The sequence below is a fragment of the Pseudomonas sp. IC_126 genome, from assembly GCF_004331835.1.
GTDB lineage: Bacteria > Pseudomonadota > Gammaproteobacteria > Pseudomonadales > Pseudomonadaceae > Stutzerimonas.
This window is the reverse complement of record NZ_SJSS01000004.1, coordinates 426,550-453,478: the sequence shown is the minus strand read 5'-3', so window position 1 is coordinate 453,478 and position 26,929 is coordinate 426,550. Positions and strand designations below refer to the sequence as shown.

General features: G+C 64.3%; 23 protein-coding genes and 1 pseudogene. 20 read left to right on the top strand and 4 right to left on the bottom strand.

From position 1 onward, the window contains the following. The first annotated feature begins 15 nt into the window (after positions 1-15). From phnF to E0D86_RS15380, 11 genes are all read left to right on the top strand, one after another. Positions 16-720: a phosphonate metabolism transcriptional regulator PhnF gene (phnF, locus tag E0D86_RS15430; RefSeq protein WP_131650911.1), complete on the top strand. Its 705-nt coding sequence runs from the start codon at positions 16-18 to the stop codon at positions 718-720. Further along, positions 720-1,172 (top strand): phosphonate C-P lyase system protein PhnG, encoded by a 453-nt coding sequence (gene phnG / locus E0D86_RS15425; protein ID WP_131650910.1) that lies wholly within the window; start codon positions 720-722, stop codon positions 1,170-1,172. The genes phnF and phnG overlap by 1 nt, the downstream gene beginning before the upstream one ends. Further along, a complete protein-coding gene (gene phnH / locus E0D86_RS15420) occupies positions 1,172-1,771 on the top strand; it encodes a phosphonate C-P lyase system protein PhnH (protein ID WP_131650909.1) in 600 nt (199 codons plus the stop codon). The genes phnG and phnH overlap by 1 nt, the downstream gene beginning before the upstream one ends. Next, the gene (locus E0D86_RS15415; protein ID WP_131650908.1) at positions 1,771-2,883 is read left to right on the top strand and encodes a carbon-phosphorus lyase complex subunit PhnI; all 1,113 of its coding nucleotides are present in this window, start codon (positions 1,771-1,773) and stop codon (positions 2,881-2,883) included. Before phnH ends, E0D86_RS15415 begins: the two co-directional genes overlap by 1 nt. A gap of 2 nt (positions 2,884-2,885) precedes the next feature. After that, positions 2,886-3,761: an alpha-D-ribose 1-methylphosphonate 5-phosphate C-P-lyase PhnJ gene (locus E0D86_RS15410; protein WP_131650964.1), complete on the top strand. Its 876-nt coding sequence runs from the start codon at positions 2,886-2,888 to the stop codon at positions 3,759-3,761. Beyond that, complete coding sequence (gene phnK / locus E0D86_RS15405; protein ID WP_131650907.1) at positions 3,758-4,570, top strand: phosphonate C-P lyase system protein PhnK; 813 nt, start codon at positions 3,758-3,760, stop codon at positions 4,568-4,570. The genes E0D86_RS15410 and phnK overlap by 4 nt, the downstream gene beginning before the upstream one ends. 67 nt (positions 4,571-4,637) lie before the next feature. Next, complete coding sequence (gene phnL / locus E0D86_RS15400) at positions 4,638-5,339, top strand: phosphonate C-P lyase system protein PhnL (RefSeq protein WP_131650906.1); 702 nt, start codon at positions 4,638-4,640, stop codon at positions 5,337-5,339. Next, the gene (locus E0D86_RS15395) at positions 5,329-6,474 is read left to right on the top strand and encodes an alpha-D-ribose 1-methylphosphonate 5-triphosphate diphosphatase (RefSeq protein WP_131650905.1); all 1,146 of its coding nucleotides are present in this window, start codon (positions 5,329-5,331) and stop codon (positions 6,472-6,474) included. The genes phnL and E0D86_RS15395 overlap by 11 nt, the downstream gene beginning before the upstream one ends. Positions 6,475-6,485: 11 nt before the next feature. Next, positions 6,486-7,046, top strand: a complete 561-nt coding sequence (gene phnN, locus E0D86_RS15390; protein WP_131650904.1) for a phosphonate metabolism protein/1,5-bisphosphokinase (PRPP-forming) PhnN — start codon at positions 6,486-6,488, stop codon at positions 7,044-7,046. After that, positions 7,037-7,783 (top strand): phosphonate metabolism protein PhnP, encoded by a 747-nt coding sequence (gene phnP / locus E0D86_RS15385; protein ID WP_131650903.1) that lies wholly within the window; start codon positions 7,037-7,039, stop codon positions 7,781-7,783. The genes phnN and phnP overlap by 10 nt, the downstream gene beginning before the upstream one ends. 43 nt (positions 7,784-7,826) lie before the next feature. Further along, the gene (locus E0D86_RS15380; protein ID WP_131650902.1) at positions 7,827-9,080 is read left to right on the top strand and encodes a nitrate/nitrite transporter; all 1,254 of its coding nucleotides are present in this window, start codon (positions 7,827-7,829) and stop codon (positions 9,078-9,080) included. A 7-nt stretch (positions 9,081-9,087) separates the two neighbouring features. Here E0D86_RS15380 and E0D86_RS15375 read toward each other — a convergent pair whose 3' ends face one another. Beyond that, positions 9,088-9,555, bottom strand: coding sequence for an Lrp/AsnC family transcriptional regulator (locus tag E0D86_RS15375; RefSeq protein WP_128121983.1), 468 nt, complete (start codon positions 9,553-9,555; stop codon positions 9,088-9,090). Positions 9,556-9,794: 239 nt separating this feature from the next. Here E0D86_RS15375 and E0D86_RS15370 point away from each other — a divergent pair, with 239 nt between their 5' ends. The 8 genes and pseudogenes from E0D86_RS15370 to E0D86_RS21995 all read left to right on the top strand — a co-directional run bounded on the left by E0D86_RS15370 (position 9,795) and on the right by E0D86_RS21995 (position 22,294). Next, on the top strand, positions 9,795-13,265 hold the full coding sequence (locus E0D86_RS15370; RefSeq protein WP_131650901.1) for an indolepyruvate ferredoxin oxidoreductase family protein: 3,471 nt from the start codon (positions 9,795-9,797) through the stop codon (positions 13,263-13,265). Positions 13,266-13,568: 303 nt separating this feature from the next. Next, positions 13,569-14,663, top strand: a complete 1,095-nt coding sequence (locus tag E0D86_RS15365; protein WP_131650900.1) for a Glu/Leu/Phe/Val dehydrogenase dimerization domain-containing protein — start codon at positions 13,569-13,571, stop codon at positions 14,661-14,663. A 163-nt stretch (positions 14,664-14,826) separates the two neighbouring features. Beyond that, the gene (locus E0D86_RS15360; RefSeq protein WP_131650899.1) at positions 14,827-16,236 is read left to right on the top strand and encodes a sodium-dependent transporter; all 1,410 of its coding nucleotides are present in this window, start codon (positions 14,827-14,829) and stop codon (positions 16,234-16,236) included. Positions 16,237-16,625: 389 nt separating this feature from the next. Continuing rightward, positions 16,626-17,735: a 4-hydroxyphenylpyruvate dioxygenase gene (gene hppD / locus E0D86_RS15355; protein WP_131650898.1), complete on the top strand. Its 1,110-nt coding sequence runs from the start codon at positions 16,626-16,628 to the stop codon at positions 17,733-17,735. Positions 17,736-17,886: 151 nt separating this feature from the next. Next, complete coding sequence (gene maiA / locus E0D86_RS15350) at positions 17,887-18,576, top strand: maleylacetoacetate isomerase (protein WP_131650897.1); 690 nt, start codon at positions 17,887-17,889, stop codon at positions 18,574-18,576. A gap of 85 nt (positions 18,577-18,661) precedes the next feature. Next, positions 18,662-20,122 (top strand): sodium-dependent transporter, encoded by a 1,461-nt coding sequence (locus tag E0D86_RS15345; RefSeq protein ID WP_131650896.1) that lies wholly within the window; start codon positions 18,662-18,664, stop codon positions 20,120-20,122. A 267-nt stretch (positions 20,123-20,389) separates the two neighbouring features. Next, a pseudogene (locus E0D86_RS22000) lies at positions 20,390-21,388 on the top strand (cache domain-containing protein); the annotation flags it as partial. A 141-nt stretch (positions 21,389-21,529) separates the two neighbouring features. Further along, a complete protein-coding gene (locus tag E0D86_RS21995; RefSeq protein ID WP_371924081.1) occupies positions 21,530-22,294 on the top strand; it encodes a methyl-accepting chemotaxis protein in 765 nt (254 codons plus the stop codon). 37 nt (positions 22,295-22,331) lie between these two features. Here the strand turns inward: E0D86_RS21995 and E0D86_RS15335 are convergent, their stop codons facing one another. Genes E0D86_RS15335 through E0D86_RS15325 form a run of 3 tightly spaced genes read right to left on the bottom strand, consistent with a single transcriptional unit; the run spans position 22,332 to position 25,794 of the window. Next, positions 22,332-23,276: an alpha/beta hydrolase gene (locus tag E0D86_RS15335; protein ID WP_131650894.1), complete on the bottom strand. Its 945-nt coding sequence runs from the start codon at positions 23,274-23,276 to the stop codon at positions 22,332-22,334. Next, on the bottom strand, positions 23,273-23,587 hold the full coding sequence (locus E0D86_RS15330; RefSeq protein ID WP_131650893.1) for a DUF2218 domain-containing protein: 315 nt from the start codon (positions 23,585-23,587) through the stop codon (positions 23,273-23,275). Before E0D86_RS15330 ends, E0D86_RS15335 begins: the two co-directional genes overlap by 4 nt. Positions 23,588-23,643: 56 nt before the next feature. Then, on the bottom strand, positions 23,644-25,794 hold the full coding sequence (locus E0D86_RS15325; RefSeq protein ID WP_131650892.1) for a TonB-dependent siderophore receptor: 2,151 nt from the start codon (positions 25,792-25,794) through the stop codon (positions 23,644-23,646). 173 nt (positions 25,795-25,967) lie between these two features. Here E0D86_RS15325 and E0D86_RS15320 point away from each other — a divergent pair, with 173 nt between their 5' ends. Further along, a complete protein-coding gene (locus E0D86_RS15320) occupies positions 25,968-26,921 on the top strand; it encodes an AraC family transcriptional regulator (protein WP_131650891.1) in 954 nt (317 codons plus the stop codon). Positions 26,922-26,929 lie beyond the last annotated feature (8 nt).

Genomic DNA, 26,929 nt, shown 5'->3' with positions numbered 1-26,929 from the left:
CGTCTTTTTTTAGCCATGCACATGTCTAGACAACCGCAGCCGCGATACCTGCAACTGGCCGCCCAGCTGCGCGATGAATTGCGTCATCTGCAGCCGGGCGACCAGCTGCCCGGCGAGGTTCAGCTGGCGACACGTTTCGCGGTGAATCGACACACGCTGCGCCGCGCCATCGACGAACTGGTCAGCGAGGGCCGGGTGCTGCGCCAGCAGGGCAGAAGCACACGGGTACTGGAGCGGCCGTTGATCTACCCGCTGGCGGCGGGCAGCGCTTACAGCGAGTCGTTGTCGGCGCAGGGGCTCGGCGTCCAGGCTCGCCTGCTGCAGCGCCAACTGCGTCCGGCCACCGTCGAAGAAACCGAACACCTCAAGTTGGACGAAGGCGCGTCGCTGCTGGAGCTGCACACCCTGCGTCTGCTCGACGAGCAGCCGGTGAGTCTGATTCGCCACCGTTTCTGTGCCAGCCGCCAGTCGCTACTGGCCGAATACAACGGCGGCTCGCTGCGCCATTACTTGGCCGAGCGCGAACTGCCGCTGAGCCGCGCCTTTAGCTTGATTGGCGCACGGCTGCCCACGCCCAATGAGGCCGACCAATTGCTGATGCCGCGCCATGCGCCGCTGCTGACCGTACTCACCCTTTCCCATGACCTGGCCGGGCGGCCGGTGGAGCTGTCGTTATCGACCAGCCGAGCCGACCGCTTCCAGTACCAGGTCGCTACCTGATGGAGACGCGCATGACCCCAGAAATAGCCACTCGCCAGCGCTGGATGGGCGTGCTTGCCCGTGCCGGTGATGAGCTGACGCGCTACGAGGCTGCACTCAAGGACATCGAGTACCAAATGGTGCGGGCGCCGGAGATCGGCATGACCCTGGTCCGCGGTCGCATGGGCGGCACTGGCGCCGCGTTCAACCTGGGCGAGATGAGTGTGACCCGCTGCGTCGTGCGTCTGGGCGACGGCCGCACCGGTTACAGCTACGTGGCCGGGCGCGACAAGCGTCACGCCGAACTGGCCGCGCTGGCCGACGCGCATTTGCAGGGGCGCGATCAGGCGCGCTGGCAGCAGCAACTGATCGCACCGCTAGCGGCTGCACAGGCAACCCGCCGCGCCGCACAAGACGCCGAGACGGCCAGCAGCAAAGTGGAATTCTTCACCCTGGTGAGAGGAGAGGACTGATGAGCGCAGACCTGTTGTACGCGGCACTCGATGATCAGGTGCTGGACAGCCAGCGTATTTTCCGCGCCGCGCTCAAGGCCCTCGCCGAACCCGGCCTGGCGCAGCCGCTGATTGCTGTTCCGGCCCTCGATCCGCTGGCGTCGGCGACCTACGCCTTGTGCCTGAGCCTGCTCGATGGCGAGACGCGGTTGTGGCTGGCGCCCGCCTTCGATACGCCGACGGTGCGCACCAACCTGGCATTTCATTGCGGGTGCCCGATCGTTGCTGAGCGCGAAACGGCCGAGTTCGCATTGCTCGACGCGCAGGCGCTGGATGACCTGTCCGGTTTCTGCACGGGTAGCGAACGTTTCCCCGACCAGTCCTGCACGCTGCTGGTCCAGCTCGATGGCCTCGACAGTGGCCCGACGTTGAGCTGGAGCGGCCCCGGCATTCTCGGCCAGCGCGAGGTGAGCCTGCCGGTGCCGGCCTCGTTCTGGCAGCAGCGCGCCGCCCGCAATGATTTCCCCCGCGGGCTGGACCTGTTCTTCGCCGCCGACCAGACCGTGCTCGGCTTGCCCCGCAGCACCCGCATCGCGCCATCGATAGAGGAGGTCGCCTGATGTATGTAGCCGTCAAAGGTGGCGAACAGGCCATCGACAATGCCCACCGACTATTGGCGAAGAAGCGCCGTGGCGACACCGCCTTGCCCGAATTGAGCGTCAGTCAGATTCGCCAGCAGCTGCCGCTGGCGGTGGCGCGGGTCATGGCCGAAGGCTCGCTGTTCGATGAAGAACTGGCTGCGCTGGCAATCAAGCAGGCGGCCGGCGATCTGCTCGAAGCCATCTTCCTGTTGCGGGCTTACCGCACCACGTTGCCGCGCTTTGGCAACAGCGTGCCGCTGGAAACCGCGCAGATGCGCCCGACCCGGCGGATCTCGGCGACCTTCAAGGATTTGCCTGGCGGCCAGCTGCTCGGCCCGACCTTCGATTACAGCCATCGCCTGCTGGATTTCAGCCTGCTGGCCGAAGGCGAACATCCCGGTCCGGAGCTTGATCCTCAAGCCGAGCTGGCAGCCTGCCCGCGTGTGCTCGACCTGCTCGCCAAGGAAGGCTTGATGAAACCCGAGCGCGGCGGCGATCAGGCCGTGCCGGACATCACTCGTGAGCCCCTGGAATTCCCCAGTGATCGTGCCCAGCGCCTGCAAGCTCTGGCCCGTGGCGATGAGGGCTTCCTGCTAGCGCTGGGCTACTCGACCCAGCGTGGCTATGGCCGCAACCACCCCTTCGCGGGAGAAATCCGCATCGGCCAGGTTGAGGTCTGGATGGAACCGCCGGAATTGGGCTTCGCCGTGCCGCTGGGCGATATCGAGGTGACCGAGTGCGAGATGGTCAACCAGTTCGTCGGTGGCCAGGGCATGGACCCGCAATTCACCCGTGGCTACGGGCTGGCCTTCGGTTACGCCGAGCGCAAGGCGATGGGCATGGCACTGGTCGATCGCGCGCTGCGTGGCGCCGAGTACGGTGAGACGGTGCAGGGCCCGGCGCAGCAGGAAGAGTTCGTCCTGATGCACTGCGACAACGTCGAGTCTGGTGGCTTTGTCTCGCACCTCAAGCTGCCGCATTACGTCGACTTCCAGTCCGAACTGGAGCTGATTCGCAAGCTGCGCCGCGCGCCGGTCGAGGAGACCGTTACGGCCCAGCCCGAGCCCAAGGCCGAGGAGCGCCGCGCATGAACATGACTGTCACTGAACGCCAGCCCGGCGCGACGGAGCAGGGCTACAACTTCGCCTACCTCGACGAGCAGACCAAACGCATGATCCGCCGCGGGCTGCTTAAGGCCGTCGCGATTCCGGGTTACCAAGTGCCCTTCGGCGGCCGCGAGATGCCGCTGCCCTATGGCTGGGGCACCGGCGGCATGCAGTTGACCGCGGCCATTCTCGGCGCCGAGGACGTGCTCAAGGTGATCGACCAGGGCGCCGATGACACCACCAACGCGGTGTCGATCCGCCGGTTTTTCGCGCGCACGGCGGGCGTCGCCACCACCACCCGCACGCCCGAGGCGACGCTGATCCAGACCCGCCACCGGATTCCGGAAACGCCGCTGCGCAACGACCAGCTCATGGTCTTCCAGGTGCCGATCCCGGAACCGCTGCGCTTCATCGAACCCTCGGAAAGCGAGACCCGGACCATGCACGCCCTTGAGGACTACGGGGTCATGCACGTCAAGCTCTACGAGGACATCGCCACCTTCGGCCATATCGCCACCAGCTATGCCTACCCGGTGACGGTGGACGGTCGCTACGTGATGGACCCCTCGCCGATTCCCAAATTCGACAATCCCAAGCTGGACATGAGCCCGGCGCTGATGCTGTTCGGCGCTGGCCGCGAGAAGCGCCTCTATGCCCTGCCGCCTTACACCGATGTGCGCAGCCTGGACTTTGAGGATCACCCCTTCGCCATTCAGGCCTGGGATCACTGCTGCGCTTTCTGCGGCAGCGAAAGCTCCTACCTTGACGAACTCATCGTCGACGACGCCGGCACCAAGCGCTTCGTCTGCTCCGATACCGACTACTGCACGCAACGCCGCGACGCCCAGGAGGCCGCCGAATGAACGCCGCGCTCGATCTGCAACAACCTGCCAGCCGCCTCGACCAGCCATTGCTTTCGGTACGCGGGCTGACTCGCCTGTACGGGCCGGACACCGGCTGCCAGGGCGTCGACTTCGATCTCTATCCCGGTGAGGTACTGGGGATCGTCGGTGAGTCCGGCTCCGGCAAATCCACGCTGCTCAGCCTGCTGTCCGGGCGCTGCCCGCCCGACCGGGGTTCGGTGAGCTACCGCGGCCGGGATGGCGCCTGGCTCGACCTATATGCCGCCAGCGAGGCCGAGCGCCGCAGCTTGCTGCGCACCGAATGGGGCTTCGTCGAACAGAATCCGCGCGACGGCCTGCGCATGGGCGTTTCGGCCGGCGCCAACATCGGCGAGCGGCTCATGGCCCAGGGGCAGCGCCATTACGGCCAGCTGCGCCAGGCCGGGCTGGATTGGCTGAGCCAGGTGGAGATCGATCCGGCGCGTATCGATGACCTGCCGCGCACCTTTTCCGGCGGCATGCAGCAGCGTTTGCAGATTGCCCGCAATCTGGTGTCCGGGCCGCGCCTGGTGTTCATGGACGAGCCCACCGGCGGCCTCGACGTCTCGGTGCAGGCACGCCTGCTCGACCTGCTGCGCGGGCTGGTGCACGAGCTGGATCTGGCGGTGGTCATCGTCACCCACGACCTCGCCGTGGCGCGGCTGCTGGCGGATCGGCTTATGGTCATGCGCCGTTCGCGGGTGGTGGAAACCGGCCTCACCGATCAGATTCTCGACGACCCGCAGCACCCTTATTCGCAGCTGCTGGTGTCTTCGGTGTTGCAGCCATGAGTGGGGTTGATCGGCTATCGCAGACCATCTCGCCGCTATCTATTCAGTCCATTCTCGGTGATCGCTCATGAACAACCCGATTGAGGTCAGGGACCTGCGCAAGTCCTTCACCCTTCACCAGCAGCACGGCGTAACGCTCGACGTGTTGCATGAGGTGAGCTTTACCGTGGCCCCTGGAGAGTGCCTGGTGCTCCACGGACGCTCCGGTGCCGGCAAATCCACCCTGTTGCGCTGCCTGTACGGCAACTACTTGGCCACCGGCAGCATCCGCCTGCGCCATCGCAGCGAACCACTGGAGCTGGTCGGTGCCGAGCCCCGACAGATGCTGTCGGTACGCCGAGAAAGCCTCGGCTATGTCAGCCAGTTTCTGCGGGTGATTCCACGGGTGCCTTGCCTTGAAGTGGTGATGGCACCGGCGCTGGCGCGAGGCTGGAGCCGGCAGGAAGCTCAGGCCCGAGCGGAAAGCCTGCTGACCCGGCTGAACATCCCCGAGCGGCTCTGGCAGCTGGCGCCCGGCACTTTTTCCGGCGGCGAGCAGCAACGTGTGAACCTGGCGCGCGGCTTCATGGTGCAGTGGCCGGTGCTGCTGCTGGACGAGCCCACCGCATCGCTGGACGAGGCGAACTGCCAGGTGGTGCTGGAACTGATCGCCGAAGCCAAGGCCGCCGGGGCCGCGCTGATCGGCATCTTCCATGACCGTGCCATACGAGAGGCAGTCGCCGATCGCTATCTGGACATGACTGCCGAGGAGCATCGCCATGCCTGCTGAACTGATACTGAGCAACACGCGGATCGTCATGGCCGACCGGGTGATCGACGGCACGCTGGTGATCCGTGACGGCCTGATCGCAGATGTGAGCGAGGGCCGCAGCCAGCTGCCACAGGCTCAGGACCTGAACGGTGACTACCTGATGCCAGGGCTGGTCGAGCTGCACACCGACAATCTGGAAAAACACATGACGCCACGTCCCGGTGTCGATTGGCCCTCGGCCTCAGCGGTGCTGACCCACGATGCGCAGATCGTTGCCGCGGGCATCACCACGGTGTTCGATGCCTTGTCCATCGGCGACATCAACCCGCGCGGCAAGCGCATGCAGCAGTTGCCCGCCATGCTCGACGCCATCGCCCAGGCCGAGGCAGCCGGAGACACCCGCGCCGATCATCGTCTGCACCTGCGCTGCGAGGTTTGCCATCCGGATGCGCTGCCGGTGTTTCGCGACCTGGTGGAACATCCGCTGGTGCAGTTGGTATCGGTGATGGACCACTCGCCGGGCCAGCGGCAATTCGCCCAGACAGAGAAGTACCGCGAGTACTACATGGGCAAGTACCACCTTAACGAGGCGGAGATGGATGCGTTCAGCGACCAGCAAACCGCCAACTCCAGGCAGTACAGCGATCAGCAGCGCCGCGCCATCGTCGAGATATGTCAGGCCCGCGGTTTGGCCCTGGCCAGCCACGATGACGCGACGCTGGCCCACGTAACGGAGTCGGCCGGCTTCGGCATGGCCATTGCTGAATTCCCCACCACCTTCGAAGCGGCCGAGGCCAGCCATGTGCATGGGCTCAAGGTGCTGATGGGCGCGCCGAACATCGTTCGTGGCGGCTCGCATTCGGGCAATATTGCCGCGGCTGATCTGGCGCGGCGCGGCGTGCTGGATATCCTTTCCAGCGATTACTATCCGGCCAGCCTGCTGCAAGCTGCGTTTCTACTCGCGGCACAGGACAACGCCTACGATCTGCCCAAGGCCATCGCCACGGTTAGTCTGGCGCCAGCCGTGGCAGCGGGCTTCGATGATCGCGGCGAGATTCGTCCCGGCCTGCGCGCGGACCTACTGCAGGCGAGCGACAGACAGGGCCAGCCGGTGGTCCGACAGGTATGGCGACAAGGCAGAAGGGTCTTTTGATGAAGGGACGGATGACGGGACGACTGATCTATCTGATGGGCCCCTCCGGCGCGGGCAAGGACAGCCTGTTGCAGGCTGCCAGCGAGCCATTGCAGGCGCGCGGATGCAGGATCGCGCGGCGCGTCATCACCCGTTCCGCCGAAGCGGTAGGGGAGGATGCCCTGGCGGTGACGGAAGCCGAGTTCGAGCAGTTGCGCCATAGCGGTGCGTTTGCCCTGCACTGGCAAGCCAACGGATTGCGCTACGGCATTTCCCGCGAGATCGACGACTGGATGGCGGCTGGCGAGGATGTGCTGGTCAACGGTTCGCGAGGCTACCTACCAGAGGCGCGGGAGCGCTATCCGCAGCTGTGCGCGGTATTACTCACGGTAGCGCTGCCCGTATTGCGTGAGCGTTTGCTGGCGCGGGGGCGCGAGTCGCTCGATGAAATCGAAGCGCGGCTGGCGCGCAACCAGCAGTTTTATTCGGCGGCGGAGCAGGGCGAGGTGCTCATTCTGGATAACTCTGGGCCGCTGGAAGAAACCATGCAGCGCCTGCTGCAACTGATCGAACGGGGTCGCGCATGCGCCTGACCATCCTCGGCAGCGGCAACGCCCGTCAGGTGCCGGTGTACAACTGCGATTGCGCAGCCTGTTGCCGGGCTCGCGCCGATTCGACCTGGCGCCGCGGACCCTGCTGCGCACTAATCGAATGCGGCTCGCAACGCTGGCTGGTCGACAGCGGCCTCACCGACCTGACCGAGCGTTTCGCGCCGGGCAGCCTCAGCGGCATTCTGCAAACCCATTACCACGCCGACCACGCCCAGGGTCTACTGCACCTGCGCTGGGGGCTCGGGATGCGGATTCCGGTGCATGGCCCGCAGGATCCCGAGGGGCTGGCCGATCTCTACAAGCATCCCGGCATTCTGGATTTTTCTCAGCCTTTCGCCGCGCTGGAGCATCGCGAGCTGGGTGAGCTGAGCGTCACTGCGTTGCCGCTCAATCATTCGAAGCCGACCCTGGGCTATCTATTCGAGGGAATGGGTCGGCGCATCGCCTATCTCACCGACACCCTTGGCGTGCCCGAAGTCAGCCTGACGGTGCTGCGCCAGCGCCCGCTCGACCTGCTGGTGCTGGACTGTTCGAGCCCGCCCCAAGAGGCGCCGCAGAACCATAATGATCTGACTCGTGCGCTGGCAGTGATTGCCGAGCTGCAACCGGACCAGGCCGTGCTGACCCATATCGGCCACAATCTGGACGCCTGGTTGCTGGAGCATCCCGACGCGCTGCCAGCTGGCGTCAGCCTGGCCGTCGACGGTCAAACGCTCTGAATACGCTGGGCCCGCAGGACGTTGCCACCAAGATGGATGCCGAATGAACTCGACCGATACCTCACCGCCGCCAGCCTCCCAGCCGAGCCAGACCGCGCGCCGCCTGACCCTGGTGATGTGCATCGCAGAAACCCTGGGCATGGCAGGCTTCGCGCTGTTCGCCGCGTTGCTGCCCGAGTTTCAGTCACTCTGGGACCTGGACAACACCGAAGCGGGCTGGATCGGTGGTGGCTTCTTTCTTGGCTACATGCTCGCGGTGCCGGTCCTGACCGGGCTGACTGATCGTCACGACGCACGGCTGATCTACCTCTGGGCAATGCTACTGACTGCCCTTGCCAGCGCCGGCTTCGTGCTGGCCGATGGCTTTTGGTCGGCGCTGCTCTGGCGCGTACTGGCAGGGATCGGCTTGGCCGGCACCTACATGCCGGGGCTCAAAGCCCTGTCCGAACGGATCGAGGGGCCGGCGCAATCGCGCGCCATCGCCTTCTACACCGCGAGCTTCGGCCTCGGTACGGCGTTGTCCTTCCTGCTTGCCGGTGAACTCGCCGCGCTCGGCGGCTGGCAACTGCCGGCACTGCTCAGCGGGGGCTGCGCGCTGTTGGCCTGGGTGATGGTCTGGCGCGGCCTGCCGCCCAAGCCGGTTACCGCGCACGAGCCGCGTCGCCTGCTGGACCTGGCGCCGTTGACGAGCCGTCCCGTCATCGCCTATTGCCTGGCCTATGCCATGCACAACCTGGAGCTGTTCGCCTTCCGTGCCTGGCTGGTGGCCTTCATCGTGTTTGCCGGCGATTGGCAGGGCCAGTCGCCCTGGCTGAGCGGAACCTGGGTGGCGATGATCGCAACGCTCATCGGCATGCCAGCGAGCATCATCGGTAACGAGATGGCGATCCGCTTTGGCCGGCAGCGCTGGCTGGTCGCCGTGATGCTGTTTTCGGCGGTGTTGGCCTGCCTGGTCGGGCTCGGTGCGGCGCTGCCGTTCTGGGCGCTGCTGGTCCTGATCCTCTGCTACAGCGTCACGGTCACGGCCGACTCCGCTGCGCTGACCTCTGGACTGATAGCCGAGGCCCCCGCCAGCCACCGCGGCGCCGTCATGGCGCTGTATTCCTGCACCGGCTTTACCGGTGCGTTTCTCGGCCCGCTGCTGTTCGGCATGGTGCTCGATGCGTTGGGCGACGAACAGTTGGTGGGCTGGTGGGCGGCGTTCGCGCTGATGGGCCTATTGCTTGTGATTGGGCCGCTGGCGCTGCGCTGGGCGAGTCGCCGTTCCGAGCCACAGCCCGAGCCGCAACAGGCCTGATCTTGCATTAATCCAACGGCAACTCCGTCGTCCGCTTCACTTCACTCATGGCGATATGACTGTGGGCCTCCTGCACATGGGGGCGCTGCAAGAGCTGATCGCGCAAAAAGCGCTCGTAGCTGTCGATGTCCTTGGCCACGACCTTGAGCAGATAGTCCGATTCGCCGGCCATGGTGTGGCATTCCAGCACTTCGGGGTAACCGACCACAGCCCGTTCGAACTCGTCGAGGTTGCTGCGGCCGTGGGCGGACAGCTTGATATTGACGAACACCGTCATGTTCAGCCCGAGCTTCTTGGGGTTGAGCAGGGCGACCTTGCGCTCGATCAGCCCTTCTTCCTGCATGCGGTGGATGCGGCGCCAACAGGGCGATTGCGATAGCTCGACCTTTTCTGCGATCTCGGCGGCGGAGAGGTCGGCGTTGTGTTGCAGCAGCAGCAGAATCTTGCGGTCGATGCTGCTCAGCGGGGTCTGCATGGTGGTTCCTGTTTTGTTGTTGTTAGTGGATGGATCATGCACGCGAAGGCGCTTACACCGCAAAAGTAGAAAGAAAATCTCTCTTCGTCACGGCCAGACTCTTATCCAACGCGCAACGGTGGGGTGATCCCCCGCTGGACGCTGGCGTGGGGCGGCTTACCGTGCAGCTGCCCACGACTTTTTAGGCGGACAGTGAACAGCACTGTCCAGACTCCGATAAAAACAAACAGGAGCGCCACATGTCATTGGCCGAGATCCGCCTGGATGACAAGTACCGGCTCGCAACCGGACATCTGTACCTCACCGGCACCCAGGCGCTGACCCGCCTGCCGATGCTGCAGCATCAACGCGACCAGGCTCAGAACCTGAACACCGGTTGCTTCATCTCCGGCTACCGCGGCTCGCCGCTCGGTGGGCTGGACAAGAGCCTCTGGGAAGCGCGCGAATTCCTCAAGCAGAACGCCATCCATTTCCAGCCGGGCCTCAACGAGGAACTGGCGGCGACGGCGGTCTGGGGTAGCCAGCAAACCAATCTGTTCCCCGGCGCGAAATACGACGGTGTCTTCGCCATGTGGTACGGCAAGGGGCCGGGCGTCGACCGCGCGGGCGACGTGTTCAAGCATGCCAACGCCGCCGGTGTCTCGCCCCATGGCGGCGTGCTGCTGCTGGCCGGCGATGACCACGGCTGCAAATCCTCGACACTGCCACACCAGAGCGAGCACGCCTTCATCGCGGCCTCGATCCCGGTGCTGAACCCGGCCAACGTTCAGGAAATCCTCGACTACGGCATCCTTGGCTGGGAGCTGTCGCGCTATTCCGGCTGCTGGGTGGCGCTCAAGACGATCGCCGAAAACGTCGATTCGTCCGCCGTGGTGGAAGTCGATCCGCTGCGCGTCAGCGTGACCATTCCCGACGATTTCGAACTGCCCGAAGACGGCGTGCACATCCGCTGGCCGGACCCGCCGCTGGCCCAGGAAAAACGCCTCAACCTGTACAAGATCTACGCCGCGCGCGCCTTCGCCCGTGCCAACAACCTCAACCCGATCATGCTCGATTCGCCTAACCCGCGCCTGGGCATCATCACTACCGGCAAGAGCTACCTCGACGTGCGCCAGGCCTTGGATGACCTCGGGCTGGACGAAGCGCTGTGCGCCCAGGTCGGCCTGCGGGTGCTCAAGGTGGGCATGAGCTGGCCGCTGGAACCGGTCTCGGTGCATGAATTCGCCCAGGGCCTGGACGAAATTCTGGTGGTCGAGGAAAAGCGCAGCATCATCGAAGACCAGCTCACTGGGCAGCTCTACAACTGGCCGTTGGACAAGCGACCACGGGTGGTCGGTGAGTTCGACGAGGAGGGCAATTCGCTGTTGCCCAACCTCAGCGAGCTGACCCCCGCGATGATCGCCCGGGTAATAGCCAAACGCCTCGCGCCGATCTACACCAGCGACAGCATCCAGGCACGGCTCGCGTTTCTCTCCGCCAAGGAGAAGGCCCTGGCCGCGCATAGCTACAACACCGTGCGCACCCCGCATTACTGCTCCGGCTGCCCGCACAACACCTCGACCAAAGTCCCCGAGGGCAGCCGCGCCTCCGCCGGCATCGGTTGTCACTACATGGTGCAGTGGATGGATCGGCGCACCGATACCTTCACCCAGATGGGTGGCGAGGGCGTCAACTGGATCGGCCAGGCGCCGTTCACCGACACGCCGCACATGTTCCAGAACCTCGGCGATGGCACCTATTTCCACTCCGGCAGCCTCGCCGTACGCGCAGCGGTTGCATCGGGCGTCAATATCACCTTCAAGATTCTTTACAACGATGCGGTGGCCATGACCGGTGGCCAGCCCATCGACGGCGAGCTGCGCGTCGACCAGCTCAGCCGGCAAGTCGCCGACGAGGGCGTCAAGCGCATCGCGCTGGTCAGTGACGAGCCGGACAAGTACCCGAGCCGCGATGGCTTCGCGCCGATCACCAGCTTCCATCATCGCCGCGATCTGGATGCCGTGCAGCGCGAGCTGCGTGAGTTCAAGGGCGTCTCGGTGATCATCTACGACCAGACCTGCGCCACCGAGAAGCGTCGTCGGCGCAAGCGCGGCAAGCTGGAAGACCCGGCCAAGCGTGCCTTCATCAATCCCGCCGTGTGCGAGGGCTGCGGCGACTGTGGCGAGAAGTCCAACTGCCTCGCCGTATTGCCGCTGGAAACCGAGCTGGGGCGCAAGCGCGAGATCGACCAGAACGCCTGCAACAAGGATTTTTCCTGCGTCGAAGGCTTCTGCCCGAGTTTCGTCACCGTTCATGGCGGCGGGTTGCGCAAGCCGGAAGCGGTCGGTGCTAGCCTCAATCCGGCAAAGTTGCCGGAGCCGCAACATCCGACCCTCGAACGTCCATGGAACGTACTGATTCCCGGCGTCGGCGGCAGCGGTGTGACCACCCTCGGCGCGCTATTGGGGATGGCCGCGCATCTGGAAGGCAAGGGCTGCACCGTGCTCGACCAGGCCGGCCTGGCGCAGAAGTTCGGCCCGGTGGTCACCCACGTACGCATCGCCGCCAAGCAGGACGATATCTATGCCGTGCGCATCGCAGCGGGCGAAACCGATCTGCTGCTGGGGTGCGATCTGGTGGTGGCGGCCGGTGACGATTCGCTGACTCGCCTCAACGATCAGATCAGCCACGCGGTGATCAACAGCCATGAGGCGGCGACGGCGGAATTCACCCGCAACCCCGACGCCCAGGTGCCGGGCAAGGCCATGCGCGAAGCGCTGATGGATGCGGTGGGTGCCGAGAAGACGCACTTCATCGACGCGACTCGGCTGGCGACCCGGCTGATGGGCGACAGCATCGCCACTAACCTGTTCCTGCTGGGATTTGCCTATCAGCAAGGGCTGTTACCGCTGTCGGCTGAGGCCATTGAGAAGGCCATCACCATCAACGGCGTGGCAGCCGAGCTGAACCTGCAGGCGTTCCGCTGGGGCCGTCGTGCAGTGTTGGAGCGCGAGACGGTGGAAAAACTGGCGCGTCCGGCGGAGTTGGCCGAGCCGATCTGCCAGACCCTGGAAGAGATCGTCGACTGGCGCGTGGACTTCCTTACCCAATACCAGAACGCGGCCTACGCCAAGCGTTATCGGGCAATGGTCGAGCGCGTGCGAGAGGTCGATACGGCCGATGACCTGGCCCTGTCCAAGGCGGTGGCGCGCTACTACTTCAAGTTGCTGGCGTACAAGGACGAGTACGAAGTGGCGCGGCTCTACAGCGAGCCGGAATTCCGCCAACAGCTCGAAGCGCAGTTCGAGGGCGACTACAAGCTGCAGTTCCACCTGGCGCCGGCCTGGCTGGCCAAGCGCGATAGCACTACGGGCGAGCCGCGTAAGCGTGAGCTCGGCCCTTGGGTCCTGAACGCCTTCAACGTGCTGGCCAAGCTGAAATTCCTGCGTGGTACACCTCTGGACGTGTTCGGCTACGGCCATGACCGACGTGTCGAACGCGAGCTGATCAGCGAGTACGAGCGCAACCTCGACGGGCTGCTGGCGCAACTCAAGCCGAGCAACTACCGCACCGCCGTGGCGATTGCCGCGCTACCTGAACTGATCCGTGGCTACGGCCCGGTTAAAGAGCGCTCCATCGCCAAGGCACGCCAGCAGGAGAAGGTGCTCAAGGAGCAGCTGAACCGCGGCGACGAGGTGCAGAGCGTGCGGTTGTTCGAGCCGGCGGCGTAAGGGCTTCAGCGTAGGGGGCGGGCGGCGCTCTTCAACGTAGGGTGGGCTTTAGCCCACCAGCGGAGTTCAGCGTACTGGTGGGCTAAAGCCCACCCTACAGGGCCTACCTGCGCGGCGACGAGGTGCAGCTTCGTAGGGTGGGCCGGGCGGCGTTCCGCTTCAGCCCACCAGAGTCATTGGCGCCCGTAACCGGTGGGCTAAAGCCCACCCTACGGTTTGGCTCTATGCACATGCTGTTCATTACAAATTTTCAACGGCCTCGATGAACCGGGCCCGAACCAAACAACAACAGAGGAATCCTCAATGTCCGTCTTCACCCATCCCGATTTCGATAACCACGAACAGGTGGTCTTCTGCCACGACAAGGCGTCGGGTCTGCGCGCCATCATCGCCATTCACGACACCACGCTCGGCCCGGCGCTGGGCGGTTGCCGGATGTTCCCTTACGCCAGTGACGACGACGCCGTGCGCGATGTGCTGCGCCTGTCCCGTGGCATGACGCTCAAATCGTCGCTGGCGGGCCTCAAGCTCGGCGGCGGCAAGGCGGTGATCATCGGCGATCCGCATACCGGCAAGAGCCAGGCGCTGCTGCATGCCATGGGCGATTTCGTTGACAGCCTCGGCGGGCGCTACATCACGGCGGCGGATTCGGGCACTGGCGACGCCGAGATGCAGGCCTTCGCCCAGCGCACCCGTCATGTGATGGGCGCATCGCCGCGCACGCTGCTTGACGGCAGCATCGCCAGTGGCGATCCATCGCCGTCCACCGCGCTCGGCGTGTTCGTCGGCCTTAAGGCAGCCGTGCAGCATCGGCTGGGACGCGATGATCTGACTGGTCTCAAGGTGGCGATCCAGGGTGTCGGTCATGTCGGTCTGGGCCTGGCCCGGCATCTCAAACAGGCCGGCGCCGAGCTGTGGGTCTGCGACATCTTCGATGCAAACGTACAGCGCGCCATGGAAGAGCTCGGCGCCAACGCGGTACGCCCGCACGACATTTATGGCCTGGATGTGGATGTCTTCGCGCCCTGCGCCATGGGCGGCATCCTCAACGCCGAGACCTTGCAAAGTCTGCGCGCGTCAGTGATTGCCGGTGCGGCGAACAACCAGTTGGCAAGCCCGGAGATTGGTGTCGAGCTGCAGCGCCGCAATCAACTCTACGCGCCGGATTACGCCATCAATGCCGGCGGCATCATCGACGTCTACTACCAGCGCATCGGTGGCAGCGCGGCGCAGACCGATGCGCACGTCAAAGGTATCGGTGACACCCTGCGTGAGATCTTCAGCCGGGCCGCCGTCAGTGGCGAACCGACCTCGGTCATCGCCGACCGCCTGGCCCTCGAGCGGCTGCAGACCGGTGAGACCCTGGCGCAGCCGAGTGAGCAGCGCCTGCACGCTTAGCGATCCCCGGCGGCCCCGTGCCGTCTGCCCGTACTGCCGAGCCATTAGTGAAAGACGCAGACAAGCGCGGCGTCTATGGGCGCCCCTTGTTGTCGGGCGCCTGCACGCCGCGTGTCGTCTCGTCCGTGTACATCCCTGACAAAAACAACAAGCAGGAATCCGCATGACTGAAAAAAGCAGCCTCGCCGCCGGTACGCTCGGTGGCGCCTCCGTTCGTACTCAGCAAAGCGCGGCGCGTGGGCTCTGGTCCTCACGCTGGGTTTTCTTCCTGGCCGCCACCGGCTCGGCCGTCGGCCTCGGCAATATCTGGAAATTTCCCTACATCACCGGCGAAAACGGCGGCGGTGCCTTCGTACTCGTCTATCTCGGTTGCATCCTCACCATCGGCATTCCGTTGCTGATGGCCGAGGTGCTGATCGGCCGGCGCGGGCGGCAGAATCCGGCCGGAGCGGTCGCCAACCTGGCCCGCGAGGCCGGCGCCAGTCCGCATTGGCGTACAGTCGGCTGGCTTGGCGGATTCACCGGTTTTCTCATTCTGAGCTTCTATGTCGTGGTGGCTGGCTGGGCGCTGGCCTATGTGCCGACAACACTCAGCGGCAGCTTCACCGGCGCGGATGCGGCGGCCAGCGCCGCGCTGTTCGATGCGCTGTTGGCCGACCCGCTGCGGCTGGTGCTGTACGGCTCGGCGGTGCTGGCGGTGACCATGCTGATCGTCGGGCTCGGCGTGCGCGACGGGCTGGAGCGTGCGTTGCGTTTCATGATGCCGGGGCTGTTCCTGCTGTTATTGGGGCTGGTCGGCTATGCCGCTGTGGCCGGTGATTTCGCCCGGGCCGTCGAGTTCCTGTTCGTGCCGGACTTCTCCGCACTGAATGCAGAGAGCATGCTGCTGGCCCTCGGGCATGCGTTCTTTACCCTGAGCCTCGGCTGCGGCGCCATGATGGCCTACGGCTCGTACCTGCCCAAGGGTGTCTCGATCGCCAAGACCTCGCTGCTGGTGGCCTTGGCCGACACCTCGGTGGCGCTGTTGGCCGGGCTTGCGATCTTTCCGCTGGTATTCGCCAATGGCCTCGAGCCGGGTTCCGGTCCGGGACTGATCTTCGTCACGTTGCCGATTGCCTTTGGCCAGATGCCGCTGGGCCAGCTGTTCGGTGGGCTGTTCTTCGTCATGCTGGTGCTGGCTGCGGTGAGCTCGACCATCTCCCTAAGCGAACCAGGCATCGCATGGCTCAACGAACGCTTCGGCATCAGCCGCGCCAAGGCCGTGCTGACCACCGGCGCCGTGCTCTGGCTGCTCAGCCTTGCCAGCGTGTTCTCCTTCAACCATTGGGCCGATTATCAGCTGTTCGGCCGCACCTTCTTCGACACCATGGACTACCTCACCGCCAACTGGCTGATGCCGCTGGGCGGGCTGGGCACGGTGCTGTTCACCGGCTGGGTGCTCAAGGAGAAGGTCGTGCGCGAGGCGGTTGGTATCGTTCATCCCGGCTGGTTCCGTGTGTGGTGGAACCTGCTGCGCTTCGGCACGCCGGTGGCGATCGGGTTGGTGTTCTTCAGTCTGATTGGGGTGATCTAGGCATCGGCGTTGGCCAGGCTACATCGCGCGGCGCGCTTGGTTGGGTGTTGACCCGATGCCGCGCTTTGGTGGGCTGAAGCGGAGCGCCGCCCGGCCCACCCTACCGGGGATTCAGCTGTAGGGTGGGCTTCAGCCCACCACACCCCGCCGTAAAGACCTTGAACGCCCGCTGCGGCGCCTTGTCGCACTGGCTCGTCAACTTTTCGTTACGCATGGAAAGTCGGAGGACCAGCATCTGCGGCACGTCTGGTGCTGTAACGAAAAGCTGACGGACAACCCGTGTCGCCGCCAGGTCGGGAACTTGAAACGGGATTGTCCGGCGTGCTGCGCTGGGGTGTGATGGGAGCCGCCATGTCCGTGCGACACCAGAACAATAAGCAGGAGGCGCAATGAACGCTGTGACCAAGATCGAGCAGCACAACCCCATCGGCACCGACGGTTTCGAGTTCGTCGAATTCACCGCGCCGAATACCGAGGGCATCGAGCAGCTGCGTCAGTTGTTCAACCAGATGGGCTTTACCGAAACCGCCAAGCATCGCTCCAAAGAGGTTTGGCTGTTCCAGCAGAACGACATCAATATCGTGCTCAACGGCAGCCCCAGCGGCCATGTCCGCGAGTTTGCCGAGAAGCACGGGCCGAGCGCCTGCGCCATGGCGTTCCGGGTTAAGAACGCCGCTCAGGCCGCCACCTATGTCGAATCCCAGGGCGCCAAGCTGGTGGGCAGCCACGCCAACTTCGGCGAGCTGAATATTCCCTGCGTCGAAGGTATTGGCGGCTCGCTGCTGTATCTCGTCGACCGGTACTCCAATGAGAGCAGTGACAAGAGCATCTACGACGTCGACTTCGAGTACATCGAAGGCCGCACGCCGAACGACAATGCCGTCGGGCTGATGTGCATCGATCATCTGACCCACAATGTCATGCGCGGGCAGATGGACTTCTGGTCCGGCTTCTACGAGCGCATCGCCAACTTCCGCGAGATTCGCTACTTCGATATCGAGGGCAAGCTCACCGGCCTGTTCTCCCGCGCGATGACCGCGCCGTGCGGCAAGATCCGTATCCCGATCAACGAGTCGGCGGACGACAAGTCGCAGATCGAGGAATTCATCCGCGAGTACCACGGCGAGGGCATCCAGCACATCGCGCTGTCCACCGACGACATCTACGCGACCGTGCGCCAGCTGCGCGCCAACGGCGTGGACTTCATGAGCACGCCGGATACTTACTACGAGAAGGTCGACACCCGCGTCGCCGGACATGGCGAGCCCACCGAGGTGCTGCGCGAGCTGAACCTGCTGATCGACGGGGCGCCTGGGACCGGCAAATCAGGTGACGACGGCATCCTGCTGCAAATCTTCACCAACACGGTGATCGGCCCGATCTTCTTCGAAATCATCCAGCGCAAGGGCAATCAGGGCTTCGGCGAAGGCAACTTCAAGGCGCTGTTCGAATCCATCGAGGAAGATCAGGTTCGCCGCGGCGTGATTGGGGGCGAGTAAAATGGTCGGAACGTCGCCTGGGCCAGCATGTAGGGTGGGCCGGGCGGCGTTCCGCTTCAGCCCACCACGTCCAAGTCCGCCGATTCGGTATCGGTGGGCTAAAGCCCACCCTACATCGGTTCCGCGCCGCCCTTTTAACTCAGGGATATCCATGGATAGCAATCAAGCGATAACAGCTGACCCATCAAGCGCGCCAGCAACGCTCAAGCTCTACGGCTACTGGCGCTCCAGCGCGGCCTATCGAGTGCGCATCGCTCTGAATCTCAAGGGGCTGGCGTTCGAGAATCTGCCGGTGCATCTGGTCAAGGATGGCGGCCAGCAGCATTCAGCTGACTATCGGGCCCTCAATCCACAAGGCCTGGTGCCGTTGCTGGTCGATGGTGACGAGCGCATCGGCCAGTCGCTGGCGATCTTCGAATACCTGGAAGAAATCTTCCCGCTACCGCCGCTGCTGCCGGACGATCCCGCCGATCGCGCGCGGGTGCGCTCGCTGGCGTTGCATATCGCTTGTGATGTGCATCCGCTGAACAACACACGCGTGCTGCAGTACCTGAGCGGCACGCTGGGCGTGGAGGACGAGGTCAAGAACGAGTGGGTCCGTCATTGGATCGCTACCGGCCTGGCGAGCGTCGAGCAGGGGCTGGCCCCGTTCGAGGGCAGGTTGTCACTCGGCAGGCGGCCGGGTTACCTGGAGGCATGTCTGATTCCACAGGTATACAATGCGCGCCGTTTTGCCTGTGACCTCACTGCGTACCCGCGCATCCTCGAGATGGTCGAACGCTGCGAAACCCTCGAAGCCTTTGCCAAAGCAGCTCCGGAGGTGCAGCCCGACGCTCAATAAAAGGTTTATCCGCCTTGCACATTCCGTCGCGCTACGAGCGTGGCGGGTTCGATTTTCGTCACAGATAAAAACAAACAGGTGACGCATGACCCGTGAAAAACCCAAGAACCTCTGGCTGTCCCGCTGGGGCTTCATTCTCGCCGCGACCGGTTCCGCAGTCGGCCTCGGCAATATCTGGAAATTCCCCTACATAACCGGTGAATACGGTGGTGGCGCCTTCGTGTTGATGTACCTGGCGTGCATCCTGGCCATCGGCATTCCGGTGATGATGACCGAGATCGCCATCGGCCGGCGTGGCCGCGGCAGCCCCATCGATGCGATTGGCCGCGCGGCGCGTGAAAACGGCAGCAGTCCATTGTGGAAGGGTGTCGGCGGCATGGCCATGGCGGCCGGCTTCTTGATTCTCTGCTTCTACGTAGTGGTCGCCGGCTGGGCCTTCGCCTATACCCTGAAGATGCTCGACGGCTCTCTGGCCGCCACCTCGGTCGACGGTATGGCGCAGGTATTTGAGGCGCATAACGGCAACCCCTGGCAGCTCGGCGGCTGGAGCCTGCTGGTGGCACTGCTGACACTGTGGATCGTCGCCAAGGGCGTGCAGAAGGGCATCGAGAATGCGGTGCGCTGGATGATGCCGGGACTCGCCGTGCTGCTGCTGATCCTGGTCGGCTACGCTTTCACCAGCGGCGGCTTCGATCAGGGCTTCGCTTTCCTGTTCAGCTTCGACACCTCGAAAATTACTGGCGAAGCCTTGCTGGCCGCCCTCGGTCACGCTTTCTTCACGCTTAGCCTGGCGTCCGGCGCGATCCTCACTTACGGCTCGTACCTGCCCGATGACAAGTCCATTGCCCGTACGACTTTCACGGTCGCCATCATCGATACCTGCGTGGCATTGCTGGCGGGCTTGGCGATTTTCCCGATCATCTTCGCCAACGGCATGGACCCTACCGCCGGACCGGGGCTGATCTTCATGAGTCTGCCGCTGGCCTTCCAGCAGATGCCGTTCGGCACCGCCTTCGGCGTGCTGTTCTTCGCCATGGTTTCCCTCGCCGCGCTGACTTCGGCCATTTCGATGATCGAGGCCACCGTCGCCTACCTCAACGAAAAACATGGCATCAGCCGTCTCAAGGCGGCCATCGGCTCCGGCGCGGTCTTGCTGGTGATTAGCCTGCTGGCGATGCTCTCGTTCAACCTGCTGTCGGGCTGGACGCCGCTGGGCAAGAACTTCTTCGACTGGCTGGACTACCTGACCTCGCGCTGGATGATGCCGCTGGGCGGGATTTTCATCGTGGTCTTTGCCGGATACGCGCTGCGCAGCGACATCATGCGCGACGAGCTGGACCTGCCACCGCTGGGCTATGCGCTGTGGCTGTTCATGGTGCGCTATGTCTGCCCGGTGCTGATCCTGATGGTATTTCTGCATGCCCTCGGTTGGCTGGGCTTCGACCCGCTGGTGCGCTGGTACTGGATCGTCGGCGCCATCGGCGTACTGACCATCCTTGGCGAAGGCCTGCGGCCACGGGTGATGCCGGCGCTCGCAGGACGCTGAGTTCGCCAGCCCATCTGGTGCGTTAACGGAACGGCACGCTCGGCATGAGCGTGCCGTTTTTGCTTGTGCATGGGCGCTTTTCTAAATTGCCACAAGATATATCGCTGGTCCGTCAGTGAGGCATCGAAAGCCCCTGTTCATGGAGGCTGTGGCCCGTTTCGACCGAAATTCGATGATTAAAGATTCATCGGCAGACGCCGACAGATCGGTAATGCAACGGATGCTCAGCCAGGCCTGGGATTGCCGCCTTGATCCAGAACAAAACAAATGGTTGCTCTCATGTCTAGCCGTCTCAAGTTCAGCCACAAAATATTGCTGGCCGCGTCACTCGTAGTGATCGCGACCTTCGCCCTGTTCACGCTCTACAACGATTACCTGCAGCGCAACGCCATTCGGGACAATCTCCAGGGCTACCTGAGCGAGATGGGCGATAGCACCGCGCACAACATCCAGAGCTGGCTTGCCGGCCGTCTAGTGCTGCTGGAAAGCGTGGCGCAGACCATCGCCCATGACAGCTCCGGCGGGGCGGTCAATTCGCTGGTCGCGCAGCCGGCGCTCAGCTCCACGTTCGCCTTTACCTATCTGGGTCGCGCCGACGACGGCGAGTTCATCGTTTATCCCCGCCTTGAATTGCCGGCAGACTTCGATCCGCGCCAAAGGCCCTGGTACAAGGACGCCATCAGCGCGGCAAGTACGACGCTGACCGAGCCCTATTTGGACACCGCTACCAAAGAGTTGGTCATTTCGGCGGCAACGCCAGCCAAACGTGGCGGCCAAAACCTCGGCGTGGTCGGTGGTGACCTGAGCCTGCGCATGCTGGTGGACACCATCAACGCGCTGGACTTCGACGGCATGGGTTATGCCTTCCTGGTCAGCGGCGACGGTAAGATATTGGTGCACCCGGACAAGACCAAGGTGATGAAGACCCTGGCCGAGCTCTACCCGCAAAACACCCCCGCGCTCACCAGCAACTACAGCGAAGCCGAGCTCGACGGCGAGACGCGGATTGTCAGCTTCAGCCCGGTCCCTGGCCTGCCCTCGGTGACTTGGTACGTCGGCATCTCGGTAGACAAGGCCAAGGCCTACGCGGCGCTGTCGAGCTTCCGCACTACGGCTGTGCTGGCCACCGTTATCGCCGTTGCCTTCATCATGCTGCTGCTGGGCATGCTGATTCGCGTGCTGATGCGCCCGCTCACCGAAATGGGGCGGGCCATGGAGAACATCGCGGCGGGCGAGGGCGACCTCACCCGGCGGCTGAAGGTCGAGTCGAATGATGAATTCGGCACCCTGGCGCTGGCCTTCAACCGCTTCGTCGAGCGTATTCACGGGTCGATCCGCGATGTGGCATCGGCGACCGAGCAGGTCAACGAAGTGGCGCAGCGCGTGCTGACGGCTTCCAACTCCTCCATGGTCAACTCCGATGAGCAGGCCAGCCGCACCAACAGCGTGGCCGCCGCGATCAATGAGCTCGGCGCCGCCGCTCAGGAGATCGCCCGCAACGCCGCCGATGCCTCGCAGCAAGCCAGCGGCGCCAGCCATCAGGCCGAAGACGGACGCAAGGTGGTCGAGCGAAACATCGTGGCGATGAAGCAGCTGTCGAGCAACATCAGCGCGTCCTGCGAGCAGATCGAAGCGCTCAACAGCCAGACCGTCGGCATCGGCCAGATTCTCGATGTGATCAAGGGCATTTCCGAGCAGACCAACCTGCTGGCGCTCAACGCCGCCATCGAAGCGGCCCGCGCCGGTGAAGCCGGCCGTGGCTTCGCGGTGGTGGCCGACGAGGTGCGCAGCCTGGCCCATCGGACCCAGGCTTCCGCGCAGGAAATCCACGGGATGATTGAAAAGCTACAGATCGGCGCGCGTGATTCGGTCACCACCATGACCGAGAGCCAGCGTCAGAGCGAGGCCAGTGTGGGCATCGCCAACCAGGCCGGCGAGCGGCTCAGCAGCGTGACCCAGAGCATCGGCGAGATCGATGCGATGAATCAGTCGGTCGCCACCGCCACCGAGGAGCAGACCTCGGTGATCGAGTCCCTGAACATGGACATCACCGAGATCAATACCCTCAACCAGGAAGGCGTGGAAAACCTGCAGTCAACCTTGCGTGCTTGTGGCGACCTCGAACAACAGGCCGCTCGCCTCAAACAGTTGGTCGGCAGCTTCCGTATCTGACCCGAGCAGGCACCGCCAGAGGCGAAGCTCGGGCCTGTCAGTGGCCCGTCTTCGTCGTGGCTGGCATGTTTGTCGAGGCTGCCAGCTCCAGCGCCTGCACCGTGCTGTACTGCGCATTGGTGCCATGATTGGCCCCTTCGTTGATGCGCAGGTCGACCGTCAGTCCGGACACGGCTGACAGGCGTTCGGCCAGCTCCCGCGCATTGCCCACCATACGCCGCTCAGCCATGTGGCGCTGGCGTGGATCGGTCAGCGGATCGTCGGCGGCGGGTTCTTCCGCGCTGCCGGCGGTGACCAGCAGGCGCGCCTGCACGGGATGCCGTTTCACTCCCTTCTCGAACGTCGCCAGGCTGCGCTCGATATAGCCGTTGTACCACCAGATCGACGGGCTGGCGGCGACATAGCCGCTGAACGCCTGCGGTCGGTTGAGCAGCGTGTAGAGGGTGAACAGCCCGCCGTAGGAGTGACCGAACAGCGTCTGCCGCGCCGGATCGACCGGATAGCGCTCGGCGATCATCGGTTTGAGCTCGGTTTCGATAAATTCCAGGAAGCGCTCGGCGCCGCCGGAGGGTGGCGGTTCGCGGCCGGGCAGCCGCTGACGGTCCTCAGCGTCGGGTGTGTAGTCCTCGGCGCGCGCCTTGAAGTCGTAGAGCCCCTCGCCCGGATAGCCGATGCCGACGATCAGAACGGAGTTGCGCAAGGTCGGATCGGGGCGGGCTTCCAGCGCCTGGGCCTGGATCGCCAGCGAAGGAAACAGTGCATTACCGTCGAGCACGTAGAGCACCGGATAGCCGCCGGGTGGTGGTTCGTGCTGTGGCTGCGAGACGAAAATGCGGTAGTCGCGGTCGGTATGCGTTGAGTGCAGAAGACGCTGCTCGGCCTGCGACAGTGTCACGGCTTGCCACTCTTGGGCAGTGGACGCCGCTGCCGGCATCAGGTGCGCACCGACGCTGGCTATCAGGACCAGAGCGAGACGCTTCATGGCACCACTCCATCGGCTGGTGGCAGGGCTCCCTGCTGCCAGTCGACCAGCAGCGCTTCCTCGCCGGAGAAGCGCTGGAGGTGATCGGCGATGACGAAGCGCAGGCGTTTTTCGGCATCGCCGGGCTCGGCCTGACAATCGATCAGCAGGCGGTCGGCTTCGGCGCGCATCTGGCAGTTGCCGAAGGCGAAATCGATCTCTGCGCGGGCCTCGTCGAAGCGCACGTCACCCTTGTGGGCGAAGTGTTTGCACAGGCGGGTCATATTGCGCGCGGCGCGTGGTGTGGGGACTACGGCGTGAAACTGAGACATGGCGTTCTCCATGGCGAAGCCGCCAACATCCATAGGACGCCGACGGCTCGGGCGGATTAAAACTCGTAGCGGGCACCGACGACGAAATTGCGTGACGGGCCGTAGAAGTTGAAGGTGCCGACGCTGCCGACCCGCGAATAATATTTGCGGTCCAGCAGGTTGTTGGCGTCGAAGGTGGCGGTCAGCTTCTCGGTGATCGGGTAGGACAGCTTGGCATCGACCACCGCATAGCCGGGTGCGCTCAACCGCGGGCTGCCGGCGCGTTCGATGTGAAAGTCGCTCATGGCGCTGACTCCGGCGCCGATGCCCAGGCCGCGCAGAGTGCCGCCGGGTAGCGTGTACTTGGTCCATAGTGAGGCCTGGTGGCGCGGCATCAGAGCGAACAGCGCATTCTCGTCGCCGGACAGATTCTCGGTCTTCATGTAGGTGTAGCCGGCCAGCACCTCCCAATCAGGCGTCAGGTAACCGCTGACTTCGAATTCGCCGCCGCGGATGCGGGTCTTGCCGCTGGCCTCGTACACGCCGCCGATGGGCACGCCGAAGTCGTCGACGGCACCAGTGGCGCGATTCTCGTCGGTGAGCTGGAAGGCGGTGATCCGCGCGTTCAGGTCGCCACCGTAGTAGCTGCCCTTGATGCCTACCTCGTATTGCTCACCTTCGCGTGGCTCGATGATGCGTCCGCCGGCATCGGTCTCGGTCTGCGGCTTGAACACTTGCGAATAGCTGGCGTACAGCGAGTGTTGCGCATCGAGGTCGAACACCAGGCCGCCGTAGGGGGTGACATTGCCGCTTTCCGTGGCGTCGTGATCGGCCGTGCTGTTCTCGCCCGTGAAGCTGCTCACGCGAGCGCCGCCAATCAGCGCCAGGCGTTCGATGGGGCGGAAGGTCAGCTTGGCGTAGAGCCCGGCTTCGCGTTCCTCGGTCTCGGTCGGCGTGCCGAAGGTGATGTTCGGCCTCGGCTTGTCGCTTGGGTGATAGGTGTCGACGTCGATACCGCCAAGGTTGCCGCGGGCATCGGCGTATTCGGTCTCGTAGCGTTTGAAATCGGTGCCGACGACGAATTCTGAGACCTGGCCCAGCAGTTCGAACGGCTGGCTGTAGTTGGCGTCCACCGCGAGGGTGTCCTGCTCCAGGTCGCGTGCGGTGTAGGAGAGGTTGGTCACGCCCGTGGTGGCGTTGCGTCCGGTGAAGGCATAGAGGTAGTCGGTGGCCCGTTTGGATCCGCGCACGGCGACGCGGCCGTAGCCGCCGTTGTCGAAGCGGTGGGTCAGCTCGGCGACGGCATCGGTGCTGCGGCTATCGAAATCGCCCCAGTCGGCACCGAAGTAGGTCGAGCGACTGAAGTTCTGGAGACTGCCGTCGGTGGCGGCGGGGTAGCCGTTGTGCGGCAGGATGTCCTTGGTCTGGTGGATCAGCCCGAGGGACAGCGTGGTGGCATCGGAGAGATCTACATCCAGCGCGCCATAGAAGCTCTCGCTGGTGTTCTCGTTGTAGTCCACCTCGCCGTTGGTGTCGGCGCGCGAGGCGACCACGCGGCCACGTACGCGGCCTTCCTCATCGAGCGGTCCGGCGAAGTCGGCTTCCTGATAGTTCTGGTCCCAGGTGCCGTAGCGTCCGGTCAGGCTGCCCTGGAATTCGGCGGTCGGGCGCTTGCGGACCATGTTGACGATGCCGCCCATCTCGCTGGTGCTGCTGAACAGCCCGGACGGGCCGCGCATGATCTCGACCCGGTCGAACGGCGACAGCGACGGCAGCGTGCCGTTGATGCTGGCCATGGGCGCGGGCAGGCCGTCGATGTTGAATTCGTCGTACTCGTAGCCGCGTGCATAGATCGAGGAGCGGCCGCTGTCGTTGGTCAGGGTGCGCAGGCCGGCGGTGTATTTGGCCAGATCATCGAGGTTCACGAACTGACGGTCGCGGATGTAATCGCTGGTGTAGACGGTGATCGACTGCGGGATGTCGCGCAGTTCGGCTGGCGTCTTGGTGCCGACGGTGGCAGCCGGCACCGTATAGCCGCCGCTCTGCTCAGAGGACGGCATGTCATACAAGCGGTTGCCCTCGACCGTGATGCTCTCCAGCTGGACCGGCTCGTCCTGCGGCGCGACGCCTTGGGCCAGAGCGCTCAGCGGAAAGGGCGCGAGCAGGCCGACCAGCAGCCAGCGCCGAGAATGATGGGTAAGACGGAAGGGGCGGGTGGCTCTGTCCATGCGGCGGCTCCTGTCGCGAGCGGTGGGCAGATTGGCGACTGCCCCTTGGCTTCACTTAATGATAATGATTTGCATCAATATGTAACGGCGCGTAGTCTGCCACCGCGCTGTGGACAGAACCTTTGCGCGAACGAACATTTGCTTTGCGATCGCCATTGCCGGGGATATGCGCCATGCAGCAGCCTGATCACCTCATCCGACGCGACGAGTTGCCACTCACGAGCCAGCCGGGCTTGCGTCTGGCGAGGCCTGACGACGATTGCCTGTTCTATGGCCGGGTGGGCTGGCTGCAGTTGCGCGACGGGCTGTCGCTGCACTGGTCCGACTACGAGGAGCTGCAGGACTTCGTCACGGAAAACGTCGTCGGCCCGCGCCTGTCGTTCGTGCTCTTTCTCGATGGGCAGAGCGAGGTCAACTACGGTGACTTGTCGCTCACCTTTGGCCAGCCGGGCCGGTGTCGCAGTCCCGAGGGGATCGCACTGGCGATGAACGAGCCGGTGCTGTTCCGTCGCCAGGCCCGGCGCGGCCGGCATATCCGCAAGCTGGTGGTCAGCCTGTCGCCCGAGTGGTTCGAGGCCGCTGGCGGCGAGGTTGGCGGCTCGGTGCATCGCTTCATGCAAAGCCACTTGACGCCGCAGGTGTGGCAGCCCTCGGCGCGCCTGCTGACCCTGGCCGAGCAGATGCTCAATCCGCCCGATTACGATCCGCTGCTGCAACGTCTGTATCTGGAAAGCCGCGCGCTGGATATCGCCTGCGAGGCGTTGGGCAGTCTTGACGAGCGAGCAACTAGCGTCGGTCTGCGCCCACAGGAGCATGTGCGCGTGCAGCGGCTTACCGAGCTGCTCGATAGCGGTGCGGCAGATGACTGGAGGTTGGAGCGCATCGCGCGGGAAATCGGTGTCAACGCCAATACCCTGCAACGTCAGTTCCGCACGCTGCATGGCATGACCGTGTTCGAATACCAACGCGCACGGCGGCTGCTGCAGGCGCGTCAAGCGCTGGAGCGCGACGGCGTCAGCGTCAACGAAGCCGCCTGGCGCGCGGGTTACAACAGCCCGGCCAACTTCGCCACGGCGTTCAAGCGACAGTTCGGCATCAGCCCGAGGCAGGTGCGCGCGAGGATTTGAGGCAGCGA